Here is a 12,275-nt window from a genome sequence, read left to right as displayed (position 1 = left end):
CGCTATCGCCCCGCGTCGCCGGCAGTCCCATCGGGTTCTGCGGGTTGTGCGCGCTGTTCCGGATCGGCCGGATCCGGGTTGTCCTCGGGCGGTCCCACCATCCGTACGGCATCGCGCAGGGACTCGCGCTGCTCGGGTGACATCATGCCGAAGAAGGCGACCAGTGCGGCGGCGGGGTTGTCACTCTGCGACCACGCTTCGTTCATCAGTGCGGCCGCGTAGGCGGCACGGGTGGAGACCGCGGTATATCGATAGGCACGTCCGTCGACTTCCCGGCGTACCCAGCCCTTCTGATGGAGATTGTCCATTACGGTCATCACGGTCGTGTACGCGATGGACCGTTCCTGCTGAAGGTCTTCCAGGACTTCCCGGACGGTGACCGGACGGTTCCACTGCCAGACGCGCGTCATGACGGCGTCTTCCAGCTCTCCCAATTGGCGAGGCACATCTGCACCATAGTGGGAGATGTCCTGAATGGCTGGTTATTTACGGTGGTGAACAGCAAAAAGAGCGCGCGCCCCTGATATGGGTCGCGCGCCCTTGACGCGTGAACGCGCCGTGCGGCCGGGAGGGGCCGCGGGTTCTGCCTCCGGTCAGGCCTGGCCGGTGGTCGGCCGCTGCTGGGCGGCCTCGGCACGGGCGAGCGCGGCGTCCACGGCCGCGTCCTCCTTGCCCTTGTTGGGGCCGCCCTGGCTCTTGACGATCGTCACGATGAGCCCGATGAAGAAGACGGCCATCACCACGGGGGGAACGAGCGCGGAAACGTAGTCCATGCCGACCAGGGTAGCTACCCGGCGGCGCGGGCGGCGGGCGGGGGCAGGGGCTTGCGGCGCGGCGGGAACACCTCACCGGGGGTGGGGATGGGCCGGTCCGGGCGGGGCGCCTTGGGCTGCGGCCGGGCGGGGGCGGGCTCGGACTTGGGCTGGGTCCGTGGCTTCGGGTCCTGCGCGGCGGCGCGGCCGCCCGGCAGGGCGAGGAGCCGGGTGCGCGGGCCGGGGGTCACGGCGGCGAGCCGCGCCCGTACGGAGTTCTCGGCCAGGCGCCGGCACCGTTCGAGCAGGGCGGCGGCCACCGGGAGCGCGCGCAGCCCGCGCAGCGCGGCCAGGTCGTCCGGGGTCGGGTCGTAACCGGCCGCCAGGGCGTCCTGGAGCAGCTCCAGATAGCCCGGGGCGGAGCCGGGCAGAGCGGTGCGGTAGCGGGCGAGATCGGCCAGCAGGAAGGCGCGCAGCCGGTTCGCCTCGCGGACGGCCTCGTCCACGGAGCCGGCTAGCCGTAGGCAGTCGTGGACGTCCGCGTCCGCGAGGGGGGCAGGGTGGAGGGCGACGGCGAGAGCACGTCTGAGCACACGCAGCTCGTCTGCGCTGAACGCCATTCCGCCGCGGGATCCGTAGGGCGTGGGCATGACCCGACAATACGCCGTAAAGGGACAAAATCCGTTTAATGGGACGCCCCGGCGAGTTGAATTCCCCTCCCCGCCCTTCCCTGAAGCCCTGGGCGGGCGGCCGGGTGGCGGGTCGGGGCGGGCTGCCGGGGGCTTCGCCCCCGGACCCCCTCGTTTTGTCTGCGGGCCGTCCCCAACTGGTCGCGCAGTTCCCCGCGCCCCTGAGATGCGCCCCTGAGGGGCGCCCAGGGGATTGCCGCGGAGCGGCATTTCCAGGGGCGCGGGGAACTGCGCGAGCAGCCCGCCACCGAGCCGCAGACGAACGGGGCAGCGGGGCGGGGGCCCAGCTACATGCGGGAGATGTTGCGTTCGTACACCAGGCGCAAGCCGATCAGCGTCAGCCACGGCTCGTGTTCGTCGATCACGTGGGCCTCGCCCAGGACCATCGGGGCCAGGCCGCCCGTGGCGATCACCGTGACGTCGGCCGGGTCGCCCCCGGGGCCCACCAGCTCGCGGGCCATCCGGGTCACGACCCCGTCGACCTGCCCGGCGAACCCGTACACGATCCCCGCCTGCATCGCCTCGACCGTGTTCTTGCCGATCACCGCCCGCGGCCGGGCCAGTTCGATCTTGCGGAGCTGGGCGCCCTTGACGCCGAGCGCCTCGACCGAGATCTCGATGCCGGGGGCGATCACCCCGCCCGCGTACTCGCCGCGCGCGCTCACCGCGTCGAACGTCGTCGCCGTGCCGAAGTCGACGACGATCGCCGGGCCCCCGTACAGCTCGACCGCCGCGACCGCGTTGATGATGCGGTCCGCGCCGACCTCCTTGGGGTTGTCCATCAGGATCGGGACGCCGGTCTTGATGCCGGGCTCGACCAGGACCGCGGGGACGTCGCCGTAGTAGCGGCGCGTCACCTCGCGCAGCTCGTGCAGCACCGACGGCACCGTCGAGCAGATCGCGATGCCCTCGATGTTGTCGCCCAGCTCGGCGCCGAGCAGCGGGTGCATGCCCATCAGACCGTTGAGCAGGACCGCCATCTCGTCCGCGGTGCGGCGCGGGTCGGTGGAGATGCGCCAGTGCTCGACGACCTCCTCGCCGTCGAACAGGCCGAGGACCGTGTGCGTGTTGCCTACGTCGATCGTCAGCAGCATCGGTTACGCCGCCTCGCGCAGATCGAGCCCGATGTCGAGGATCGGCGAGGAGTGGGTGAGCGCGCCGACCGCCAGGTAGTCGACGCCCGTGGCCGCGTACGCCGCCGCGTTCTCCAGGGTGAGGCGGCCGGAGGACTCCAGGAAGGCGCGCCCGGCGACGAGTTCGACGGCCTTCGCCGTCTGCTCCGGCGTGAAGTTGTCCAGCAGGATCAGGTCCGCGCCCGCCTCCAGGACCTCGGTGACCTGGTCGAGCGTGTCGACCTCGACCTCGATCGCCACCTCCGGGAACATCTCCCGTACGGCCTTGAAGGCCTCGGCGACGCCGCCCGCGGCCACCACGTGGTTGTCCTTGACCAGCGCCGCGTCGGAGAGCGACATGCGGTGGTTGACACCGCCGCCGCAGCGCACCGCGTACTTCTCCAGGGCGCGCAGCCCCGGCGTCGTCTTGCGGGTGTCGCGCACCTTCGCGTTCGTGCCCTCCAGGGCGTCCGCCCACGCGCGCGTGGCCGTCGCGATGCCGGACAGGCGGCACAGCAGGTTGAGCGCGCTGCGCTCGGCGGTGAGCAGGTCGCGGGTGCGCGTGGTGACGCTCAGCAGCTTCTGGCCCGCCTCGACGCGGTCGCCGTCGGCGACGTGCCGCTCGACCTCGAACTCCTCGGTGCACACGATCGACAGGATCGCCTCGGCGACCCGCAGGCCCGCGACCGTACCGGCCTCGCGGGCGGTGAAGTCGCCGGTGGCGACGGCGTCCTCGGGGACGGTCGCCGCGGTCGTCACGTCCACGCCGCCGTCGAGGTCCTCCTCGATGGCGACGTGCGCGATGTCCTCGACCTGGACGGGGTCCAGGCCCGACTCGGCGAGCAGCGCGGCCAGCGTGGGGTCGAGGCCGCACTCGTACACGTCCTCGTCGCCGCAGCCGCAGTCGTCGCCGCAGCCGCCTCCGCTCGCGGGGACGCCGATCTGGATCAGCGGTACGTCCACCGGCTCGGGACGGTGTTCGTCGGGGGTGCTCACGGTTACGGCTCCCTGGGGGCGTCGGCGACTGTCGGGGGAAGTCTGCGGAATCGGTACGGCGGACGTCGAGCGTACGGTCCGGCGTCACCCGTACGACGAGGTGGCGGTGCCAGTCCTGGTCGTCGCGGTCGGGCCGGTCCTCGCGCCAGTGGCAGCCGCGGGTCTCCTCGCGGGCGGCCGCGGCGGCGACCAGTACGCGCGCGACGAGCAGCAGGTTGGTGGTCTCCCACGCGTCCACGCCGGGCTCGGCGGCCTTGCGCTCGTCGGCCCCGTCGGCGTCGGCCCGGATCGCCTCCAGGCGGGCGGCGGCCTCGGCGAGGCTGTCGGCGGAGCGCAGCACGCCCGCGCCGTTGGTCATGATCCGCTGGATCTGGATGCGGGCCTCGGGGGCGAGCAGCGGGCAGGTGGGCGCGGATTCGGGGACCTCCCCGGGGGCGCTGTCCACGCGCGCGTGGCCGCCCGCCGCGATGTCCGCCGCGATGCGCTCGGCGAAGACCAGGCCCTCCAGGAGGGAGTTGGAGGCGAGCCGGTTGGCGCCGTGGACGCCGGTGCAGGCGACCTCGCCGCACGCGTACAGCCCCGGGACCGTGGTGCGGCCGTGCAGGTCGGTGCGCACGCCGCCGGAGGCGTAGTGGGCGGCCGGGGCGACCGGGATCGGCTCGGTGACCGGGTCGATGCCGTGGGCGCGGCAGGCGGCCAGGATGGTGGGGAAGCGCTGTTCCCACATCTCGGCGCCGAAGTGCCGCGCGTCCAGGTACATGTTCTCGGTGCCCCGCAGCTGCATCTGGCGGGTGATCGCCTTGGCGACGATGTCGCGCGGCGCCAGCTCGGCAAGCTCGTGCTGCCCGAGCATGAAGCGCGTCCCGGAGGCGTCGACGAGATGGGCGCCCTCTCCCCGTACCGCCTCGGAGACCAGCGGCTGCTGGCCCTCGGAGTCGGCGCCGAGGAACAGCACGGTGGGGTGGAACTGGACGAACTCCAGGTCGGAGATCTCGGCGCCGGCCCGCAGCGCCAGGGCGACGCCGTCGCCGGTGGAGACCGGCGGATTGGTGGTGGCCGAGAAGACCTGGCCCATGCCGCCGGTGGCGAGCACCACGGCGGGGGCGTGGACGGCCCCCACGCCGTCGTGCTGGCCCTCGCCCATGACGTGCAGGGTGATGCCCGCCGTACGCCCGTCGTCGTCCCTCAGCAGGTCCAGTACGAGCGCGTTCTCGATGGTCCGTACGGCCTGCTCGCGGACCGCCTCGACCAGTGCGCGGGAGATCTCGGCGCCGGTGGCGTCGCCGCCCGCGTGGGCGATGCGGCGGCGGTGGTGGCCGCCCTCGCGGGTCAGCGAGATGGCGCCGGAGTCGTCGGTGTCGAAGTGGGCGCCGGTGGCGATCAGCCGCCGCACCGCGTCCGGGCCCTCGGTGACCAGCAGGCGCACCGCGTTCTCGTCACACAGGCCCGCGCCCGCCACCAGCGTGTCGTCCAGGTGCTGTGCGGGGGTGTCGCCCTCGCCGAGGGCCGCCGCGATGCCGCCCTGCGCCCAGCGCGTCGAGCCGTCGTCGAGCCGCGCCTTGGTCACCACCACGGTGGTGAGCCCGGCGGCGGTGCAGCGCAGGGCCGCGGTCAGGCCCGCCACGCCCGAGCCGACGACCACGACGTCCGCGTCGATGGCCCAGCCCGGGGCGGGCGCGTCCAGTCGTATGCCGGTCCTGGCCGGACCGTCCGTCGTCCTGGTCATGCGGGGGCTCCGAAGTTCAGCGGGATGTTGTCGATCAGGCGGGTGGTGCCGACGCGCGCGGCGACCGCGAGGACCGCCTCACCGGCGAAGCCGTCCCCGGCCTCGTCGAACGTCGCCGGGTCGACCAGCGCCAGGTAGTCCAGGGCCAGCGGCGGCTCCGCCTTGGCGGCCTCGTCCAGGACGCTCTGGGCGGCGGCGCGCACGACCGCGGGGGACGGGCCGGCCGCCTCCACCGCGTACGCGTCGGCGGCCGCGCGGGCCTCGCCGATCCGGGACAGCGCCAGGGCACGCCCGGAGGAGGCGTGGGTGGCCGCGGCGCGCGCGTGGAGCGCGTGCTCGGCGGTCAGCCGGTCGCGGGCCGCGAACAGCGCCCGCGACAGCGCGAGCGCGGTGGTGCGGTCGGCGGGCGAGAGGTAGCGGTTGCGGCTGGAGAGGGCGAGCCCGTCGGCCTCGCGGACCGTGGGCACGCCGACGATCTCCACGGGGAAGTTGAGGTCGCGCGCCATGCGCCGGATCAGGGCGAGCTGCTGGGCGTCCTTCTGCCCGAACAGCGCGAGGTCGGGGGCGGTGAGGTGGAGCAGCTTGGCGACGACGGTGAGCATGCCGTCGAAGTGGCCGGGGCGGGACGCGCCTTCGAGGCGCTCGCCCATCGGGCCCGCGGTGATGCGCACCTGCGGCTCGCCGCCGGGGTAGACCTCGTCCACGGAGGGCGCGAACACGGCGTCGGCGCCCGCCTGTCCGGCCAGCTCGACGTCGGCGTCCAGGGTGCGCGGATAGCGGTCGAGGTCCTCGCCCGCGCCGAACTGCAGCGGGTTCACGAAGACCGTGACGACGACCTGGCCGCCGGGGCCGACGCTCTCGCGCGCGGTGCGCACCAAGGTGGCGTGCCCCTCGTGCAGGGCGCCCATCGTCATGACGACGGCGCGGCGGCCGGTGCGCTCCAGGGCGGCCAGCTCCGCGGCGGTGCGGACCAGAAGGGTCATCGGTTCTCTCCGTCCGCGAGCACGCCCAGCAGGTCCTCGGCGAGCTCGGGCTTCAGCAGGCCGTGGGCGAGCGCCCGGTCGGCGGTCGTACGGGCCATGGCGAGGTATCCGGCGACGGTGCCGGGGGCGTGCTTGCGCAGCTCGGCGACGTGCGCCGCGACCGTGCCCGCGTCACCGCGCGCGACGGGGCCGGTCAGGGCCGCGTCGCCGGAGCGCAGCGCGTTGTCGAGGGCCGCGCCCAGGAGCGGGCCGAGCATCCGGTCGGGGGCTGCGACGCCCGCGAGGCGCAGCAGCTCCATGGACTGGGCCACCAGGGTGACCAGGTGGTTCGCGCCGAGGGCGAGGGCCGCGTGGTAGAGCGGCCGGTTCTGCTCCTCGATCCACTCGGGCTCGCCGCCCATCTCGATGACCAGGGCCTCCGCGGCGAGCCGCAGCTCCTCGGGCGCGGTGACGCCGAACGAGCATCCGGCCAGGCGCTGGACGTCGACGGCGGTCCCGGTGAACGTCATCGCGGGGTGCAGGGCCAGCGGCAGCGCCCCCGCGCGCGTGGCGGGCGCGAGCACGTCCGTCCCGTACCGCCCGGAGGTGTGCACGAGCAGTTGGCCCGGGCGGATCGCGCCGGTCTCGGCGAGGCCCTCCACCAGGCCCGGCAGGGCGTCGTCGGGGACGGTGAGCAGCACCAGGTCGGCGGCGGCCAGCACCTCGGCGGGCGGCACCAGGGGCACGTCCGGCAGCAGGGCGGCGGCGCGGCGCACGGAGGCGTCCGACACGCCGGAGACCGCCACCGGGCGGTGCCCGGCGAGCTTCAGCGCGGCGGCGAGGGCGGGGCCGACCCGGCCGGCGCCGACGACTCCGACGGTCAGGCGGGCTGGGCGGGTTTCTGGTTGTGCGTTCACGCGGCGGGGCCTTCCGTTCCAGTCCGCGGGGGGTACCGGACGATTTCCCCGTCATGCTACGCCCAGGTTTCGACAGACCTCCGTGGCTGTCCACAGGCTGTGGGCGATGATCTGATCATGACGAACGAGGCGGGCGAGAACGACCGGTCCGAGCAGGACCAGCGCGTACGCAGGCTGGCGGCCTGGCGCAACGCGGAGCGGACCCTGTGGCGGGCGCCGGGCGACATGGACATGGGCGAGCGGCTGACGGCGCTGGCGGCCGAGGCGCACACGGTCTACGACATGGCCGAGTCCCCGGACTTCTACGGCGACGGGCCGGTCGCCGAGCTGGAGCGGCGCACCGCCGACCTGCTGGGCTTCCCGGCGGCCGCCTACTTCCCGACCGGCACCATGGCCCAGCAGGTCGCCCTGCGCTGCTGGGCCGGGCGCACCGGCGACAGCACGGTGGCGCTGCACCCGCTGGCCCACCCCGAGGTGCACGAGCGGGGCGCCTTCGGCGCGGTGAGCGGGCTGCGCACGGTCCACCCGACGACCGCGCCCCGGCTGCCCACGGCCGAGGAGGTACGGGACTTCGAGGAGCCGTTCGGCGCGCTGATGCTGGAACTGCCGCTGCGCGACGCCGGGTTCACCCTGCCCACCTGGGACGAGCTGACCGCCGTGGTGGAGGCGGCCCGGGAGCGGGACGCGGTGGTGCACTTCGACGGCGCGCGGCTGTGGGAGTGCGCCGTGCACTTCGACCGGCCGCTCCAGGAGATCGCGCGGCTCGCGGACAGCGTCTACGTGTCGTACTACAAGACGCTGGAGGGCATGTCGGGCGCGGCGCTGGCCGGCCCCGAATCCCTGATCGAGGAGGCCCGGACCTGGCGCCACCGCTACGGGGGCCAGCTCTTCCAGCAGTATCCGGCGGCCCTGTCCGCGCTGGTCGGGCTCGACCGGGTGCTGCCCGAGCTGCCGTCGTACGTCGCCCACGCGCGCGTGGTGGCCGGGGCGCTGGCGGAGGGGTTCACCAAGGCGGGCGTGGCGTGGTTCCGGGTCAACCCGGAGGTCCCGCACACCCACCAGTTCCACGTGTGGCTGCCCTACGACGCGGACGCCCTGACGGAGGCCGCGGTCGGCCAGGCCGAGGAGACCGGCGTGGCCCTCTTCCGCCGCTGGTTCCCGGCGCCCGCGGGCCCGCCCGGGCTCTCGTACACCGAGATGACGGTGGCGGGGCCGGGCCTGCGGTGGTCGGCGGAGGACCTACGGGACGCGGTGGCGGAGTTCGTACGGAGGCTGGGCTAGGGCCTGTCGCCGGCCACGGAGACCGGCCCAGAGCTGTCCGCCGGTCCGCCTGTCCGCCGGGTCAGCGGCAGGCCGGAGGCCGGTGGCGGAGCGGGGCGAGGAGGCGGGTCAGGGCGGCGCGCAGCCGGCCCTCCGCGAGACGGCCGGAGAGGACCGCTTCGAAGCGGCGGTAGTCACGCAGTTCGCGCAGGGTGCGCACGTCGTGCGTGCCCGGCAGCGGGGGCGGCGGCTCCTGGAGGCGGGCCGCGCGGTAGGTGTCGAGCATGTGCTGCTGGATGGCGTCCATGCATCCAGGCTGCGCCGGTCTCGGCCGTCCGTCGCGCCGATTGACCAGGGGCGTCAAATGACGGGGGCGCTGTCAGTGGGGCGGTGCACCATGGGCGCATGAGCGTGTGCATCGACATCACGGGACTGCCGCGGGAGCGGATCGCCTTCGGGCCCTCTCCGCTGGCCGAGCTGGGCGCCGCCCTGCACGCGCTCTCCGAGCCCGCGCACCACGCCCGGCTGCACGGCTGGACCATCACCACGGCGGCCGGGCTCAAGCCGGAGCTGGCCGACCGGCTGCACGAGGCGGACTTCCTGTGGCGGTCCACCCGCTCGGACATCCTGCTGCCGCCGCGCCCCGCGAGACGCTGGCCGAGGAGCTGGACGACCTCGACCGGATGGACGACGAGAAGTACGTGGCGGCGGCGCTGGAGATCTCCTGCGCGAGCCTCTACAACGCGGGGGCGCCGTCCCCGCTGGTCGACGCGCGGATGCGGGACCGCGCCCTGGACCTGGCCGCCGCGCGCGGCCCCCGCCAGGCCGCCTTCGTGAAGCGGATGCTGCTGGACCCGCCGGGGGCGCGCGCGTGGATACGCAGGCTGTTCGAGGACTGCGACGCCGCGTTCTTCGGGGAGACCTGGCAGCGCGTCCGGGTCCAGCTGGCCGCCGACGCCCGGCACAAGACGGAGCTCCTGAAGCGCAAGGGCCTGGCGGAGGCGGTCGCGGCGGTGTCCCCCGCGGTCGCCCTGGAACAGGACGAACGGGGCAGCCGCGTCGTCGTGGACAAGCTGACCCACGGGCGTACGAGCGCGGCGGGCACGGGGCTGACGTTCATCCCCACCGCGTTCGGCTGGCCGCACCTGTTCGCGCTGCACGCGCCGGGGTGGCAGCCGGTGGTCCAGTACCCGGTCCCTACGGGCGAGTTGGGGGGCGCGGCGCCGGTCGACGTGGTGAAGGCACGGCTGGAGGCGGTCGCGCACCCTATGCGGATGCGGTTGTGCCGGAGTCTGGCGCGGGGGGCGTATACGACGAGCGAGTTGGCCGACGCGTACGGGATTTCCGCGCCGGAGGTGTCTCGGCATCTTTCTGTGCTGAAGAAGGCGGGGCTGCTTACGACGCAGCGGCGGGGGCGGTATGTGCTGCATCAGTTGGATGTGGCGGTGGTGGCTCGGCTGGGGAGCGACTTTTTGGAGGGAGTGCTTCGCTGAGGACGGGTGGGGTTGTCGTTCGTCTGCGGGCCGGTGGTGGGCTGGTCGCGCAGTTCCCCGCGCCCCTTAAATGCCGCTGCGCGGCACCCCCGTGGGCGCCCCGCAGGGGTGCATCCAGGGGCGCGGGGAACTGCGCGAGCAACCCACCACCGGCCCGCAGACAAACACGGCCCACCCGTCAGCCAGTAACCCGCAGCAGCAGCTTCCCCGTAGACGTGCGGCCCTCCATCAGGCGGTGGGCCGCGGCCGCGTCCTCCAAGGGGAACTCAGCCGTGACGGGCAGCTCCACCCGTCCGTCCGCCGCGAACGCGAACGCCCGGGCCGCCAACTCCCGCAGTGCGTCCGGGGCGCCGGACGCCAGGCCCAGGATGGAGAAGCCTGCCACCGAGCGTGCCCCCGGGTAGAGCTCGGGCTGGCCGACCTGCCAGGGGGTCTCGCCGCCCGCGTTCCCGTACGAGATCAGGCGGCCGAACAGGGCCAGCGCGTCCAGCCCCTGACGCAGTGTCTCGCCGCCGACCGGGTCCAGGACCAGGTCCACGCCCCGGCCGCCGGTCGCCCGGCGTACGTCCTGGGCGAAGGAGGCGGTGAGGAACGCGTCGTCGTACCCGTGCTCGCGCGCGTACGCGGCCTTGGCCTCGCTGGACACCACGCCGTAGACCGCGCCCGCGCCCGCGAGCCGGGCGAGCTGGCCGACGACCGTGCCGACGCCGCCCGCCGCGCCCTGGACCAGGACGCTCTCGCCGGGCTGGAGCCGGCCCACCTCGTGGACGAGGGCGTGCGCGGTCGGCAGGACCGTGGGGAGCGTGGCGGCGGTGCGCAGGCCGACGCCGTCGGGCACCGGGAAGACGGCGGCGGCGGAGACGACGGTGACGTCCGCGTAGCCGCCGCCCTCCGCCATCGCCGCGACCTCCTGCCCGACCGCGAGCCCTTCGACGCCCGCGCCGAGCTCCCGTACCCGCCCGGAGACCTCAAGGCCCGGCACGAACGGCAGCGAGCGCACCCGGTACCCCTCCGAACGGGCCTTCACCTCGGCGAAGTTGACCCCGGCGTAGGCGACGTCGATGGTGACCTCGCCGGGGCCGGGCCGGGGCACCTCGGTCTCCACCAGCCGCAGTACTTCCGGACCGCCCAGCTCGCTGACCTGAATCGCACGCATGACGTGGGTCCCCCTCGACACCTAAAGTGTTCAATGAAAGTCGAACACTCGGGAGTGTACGACCCTCATCGAACAGTCGGCAAGGGCGCACCGCCGGGCCCGGCCCAGAGGAAGGACACCGATGACCCATCGCGCGGCACCCGAACACACCCACCCCGACAAGGTCCCCCTGATCACGGCCCTGGACGCGCTCGGCGACCCGGTCCGTCTCCAGCTCGTGCGCGAGCTCGCCGCATCGCGGGAGTGGACGCGCAGCTGCGGCTCGTTCGACGTGCCCGTACGCAAGGCGGCGCTGAGCCACCACTTCTCGGTGCTGCGCGCGGCCGGTCTCGTCGAGCAGCGCGACGACGGGCCCAAGCGGGTCAACCGCCTGCGCCGCGAGGAGTTCGACGAGCGCTTCCCCGGCCTGCTCGCACTGGTCCTGCGCGGCGACTGAGGGCCGCGCACCGGCACCGGGACCGGGCGGCCCCGAGCCGAAGCCGACCGGACCCGCCGGACGGGCGCTAAAGCCCGCCGGCCCGCACCAGCCCCGACTCGTACGCGAGAACGACCACCTGCACCCGGTCCCGCAGCCCCAGCTTCGTCAGGATCCGGCCGACGTGGGTCTTCACGGTGGCCTCCGAGAGGACCAGACGCGCCGCGATCTCGCCATTCGAGAGGCCCTGCGCGACCAGCAGCATGACCTCGCGCTCGCGCTCGGTCAGCTTGTCCATGGCGCCGCCGGGGCCCTGCTCCTTGCCGGTCGTCGGCAGCATCGGGGCGAACCGGTCGAGCAGCCGCCGGGTGGTGGACGGCGCCACGACCGCGTCGCCGCTGTGCACCGAGCGGATGGCGCCCAGCAGTTCGCCCGGCGGCACGTCCTTCAGCATGAAGCCGCTGGCACCCGCCTTCAGACCGGAGAACGCGTACTCGTCCAGGTCGAAGGTGGTGAGGATCAGCACCTTGGGGTGCGTCTCGGCCGAGCAGATCCGGCGCGTCGCCTCCACCCCGTCGAGCCTGGGCATGCGCACGTCCATCAGCACCACGTCCACGGCGGTCGCGCGGAGGATCTCGATCGCCTCCGCGCCGTCGCCCGCCTCCGCGACGACCTCCATGTCCGGCTGGGCGGCGAGCACCATCCGGAAGCCGGTGCGCAGCAGCACCTGGTCGTCGACGAGCATCACGCGGATCGTCATCGGTCCCTCTTCCCTCACGACGTACGAAAATTCATGC

12 protein-coding genes and 2 pseudogenes are annotated in these 12,275 nt (G+C 73.9%); 3 read left to right on the top strand and 11 right to left on the bottom strand.

Annotated elements, in window-relative coordinates:
- Nucleotides 1–2: 2 nt before the first annotated feature.
- From BX283_RS23090 to BX283_RS23055, 8 genes and pseudogenes are all read right to left on the bottom strand, one after another.
- Nucleotides 3–446: a BlaI/MecI/CopY family transcriptional regulator gene (locus BX283_RS23090; protein ID WP_101389431.1), complete on the bottom strand. Its 444-nt coding sequence runs from the start codon at nucleotides 444–446 to the stop codon at nucleotides 3–5.
- Nucleotides 447–593: 147 nt separating this feature from the next.
- Nucleotides 594–773, bottom strand: coding sequence for a hypothetical protein (locus tag BX283_RS23085; RefSeq protein WP_101389430.1), 180 nt, complete (start codon nucleotides 771–773; stop codon nucleotides 594–596).
- Nucleotides 774–787: 14 nt separating this feature from the next.
- Complete coding sequence (locus BX283_RS40725; RefSeq protein WP_180356957.1) at nucleotides 788–1,402, bottom strand: hypothetical protein; 615 nt, start codon at nucleotides 1,400–1,402, stop codon at nucleotides 788–790.
- A gap of 326 nt (nucleotides 1,403–1,728) precedes the next feature.
- Nucleotides 1,729–2,535 (bottom strand): type III pantothenate kinase, encoded by an 807-nt coding sequence (locus BX283_RS23075; protein ID WP_101389428.1) that lies wholly within the window; start codon nucleotides 2,533–2,535, stop codon nucleotides 1,729–1,731.
- Between the two features lie 3 nt (nucleotides 2,536–2,538).
- Entirely contained in the window at nucleotides 2,539–3,549 is a 1,011-nt protein-coding gene (gene nadC / locus BX283_RS23070; RefSeq protein WP_101389427.1) for a carboxylating nicotinate-nucleotide diphosphorylase, read from the bottom strand.
- Between the two features lie 16 nt (nucleotides 3,550–3,565).
- Nucleotides 3,566–5,275: pseudogene (locus BX283_RS23065) on the bottom strand (L-aspartate oxidase); the annotation flags it as partial.
- Entirely contained in the window at nucleotides 5,272–6,258 is a 987-nt protein-coding gene (gene panC, locus BX283_RS23060) for a pantoate--beta-alanine ligase (RefSeq protein ID WP_101389426.1), read from the bottom strand. The pseudogene BX283_RS23065 and the gene panC, both read right to left, overlap by 4 nt.
- Nucleotides 6,255–7,154: a Rossmann-like and DUF2520 domain-containing protein gene (locus BX283_RS23055; RefSeq protein WP_101389425.1), complete on the bottom strand. Its 900-nt coding sequence runs from the start codon at nucleotides 7,152–7,154 to the stop codon at nucleotides 6,255–6,257. The genes panC and BX283_RS23055 overlap by 4 nt, the downstream gene beginning before the upstream one ends.
- A gap of 117 nt (nucleotides 7,155–7,271) precedes the next feature.
- Here BX283_RS23055 and BX283_RS23050 point away from each other — a divergent pair, with 117 nt between their 5' ends.
- The gene (locus BX283_RS23050) at nucleotides 7,272–8,435 is read left to right on the top strand and encodes a low specificity L-threonine aldolase (RefSeq protein ID WP_101389424.1); all 1,164 of its coding nucleotides are present in this window, start codon (nucleotides 7,272–7,274) and stop codon (nucleotides 8,433–8,435) included.
- 61 nt (nucleotides 8,436–8,496) lie between these two features.
- Here the strand turns inward: BX283_RS23050 and BX283_RS23045 are convergent, their stop codons facing one another.
- Nucleotides 8,497–8,721 carry a hypothetical protein gene (locus tag BX283_RS23045; protein WP_101389423.1) on the bottom strand — a complete coding sequence of 75 codons (225 nt, stop codon included), beginning with the start codon at nucleotides 8,719–8,721 and terminating at the stop codon, nucleotides 8,497–8,499.
- A gap of 98 nt (nucleotides 8,722–8,819) precedes the next feature.
- Between BX283_RS23045 and BX283_RS23040 the strand changes: the two are divergent.
- Nucleotides 8,820–9,907, top strand: a pseudogene (locus tag BX283_RS23040) (DUF5937 family protein).
- A 178-nt stretch (nucleotides 9,908–10,085) separates the two neighbouring features.
- Here the strand turns inward: BX283_RS23040 and BX283_RS23035 are convergent.
- Nucleotides 10,086–11,063: a zinc-binding dehydrogenase gene (locus BX283_RS23035; RefSeq protein WP_101389422.1), complete on the bottom strand. Its 978-nt coding sequence runs from the start codon at nucleotides 11,061–11,063 to the stop codon at nucleotides 10,086–10,088.
- 121 nt (nucleotides 11,064–11,184) lie between these two features.
- Here BX283_RS23035 and BX283_RS23030 point away from each other — a divergent pair, with 121 nt between their 5' ends.
- Nucleotides 11,185–11,499: a helix-turn-helix transcriptional regulator gene (locus BX283_RS23030; RefSeq protein ID WP_101389421.1), complete on the top strand. Its 315-nt coding sequence runs from the start codon at nucleotides 11,185–11,187 to the stop codon at nucleotides 11,497–11,499.
- Nucleotides 11,500–11,566: 67 nt separating this feature from the next.
- On the opposite strand, the gene BX283_RS23025 is transcribed toward BX283_RS23030, so the two are convergent.
- The gene (locus BX283_RS23025) at nucleotides 11,567–12,238 is read right to left on the bottom strand and encodes a response regulator transcription factor (protein ID WP_101389420.1); all 672 of its coding nucleotides are present in this window, start codon (nucleotides 12,236–12,238) and stop codon (nucleotides 11,567–11,569) included.
- Nucleotides 12,239–12,275: the final 37 nt, after the last annotated feature.

Source organism: Streptomyces sp. TLI_146 (assembly GCF_002846415.1).
Lineage (GTDB): Bacteria > Actinomycetota > Actinomycetes > Streptomycetales > Streptomycetaceae > Streptomyces.
The sequence above is the reverse complement of the archived record's forward strand: the minus strand, read 5'-3'. Positions and strand labels throughout refer to the sequence as shown.

Excerpts from the sequence above, each read along its gene's own strand:
- BX283_RS23085 (WP_101389430.1), bottom strand. The coding sequence starts at position 773 with ATGGACTACGTTTCCGCGCTCGTTCCCCCCGTGGTGATGGCCGTCTTC.
- BX283_RS40725 (WP_180356957.1), bottom strand. The coding sequence starts at position 1,402 with ATGCCCACGCCCTACGGATCCCGCGGCGGAATGGCGTTCAGCGCAGAC.
- BX283_RS23075 (WP_101389428.1), bottom strand. The coding sequence starts at position 2,535 with ATGCTGCTGACGATCGACGTAGGCAACACGCACACGGTCCTCGGCCTG.
- panC (WP_101389426.1), bottom strand. The coding sequence starts at position 6,258 with ATGACCCTTCTGGTCCGCACCGCCGCGGAGCTGGCCGCCCTGGAGCGC.
- BX283_RS23050 (WP_101389424.1), top strand. The coding sequence starts at position 7,272 with ATGACGAACGAGGCGGGCGAGAACGACCGGTCCGAGCAGGACCAGCGC.
- BX283_RS23045 (WP_101389423.1), bottom strand. The coding sequence starts at position 8,721 with ATGGACGCCATCCAGCAGCACATGCTCGACACCTACCGCGCGGCCCGC.
- BX283_RS23035 (WP_101389422.1), bottom strand. The coding sequence starts at position 11,063 with ATGCGTGCGATTCAGGTCAGCGAGCTGGGCGGTCCGGAAGTACTGCGG.
- BX283_RS23030 (WP_101389421.1), top strand. The coding sequence starts at position 11,185 with ATGACCCATCGCGCGGCACCCGAACACACCCACCCCGACAAGGTCCCC.
- BX283_RS23025 (WP_101389420.1), bottom strand. The coding sequence starts at position 12,238 with ATGACGATCCGCGTGATGCTCGTCGACGACCAGGTGCTGCTGCGCACC.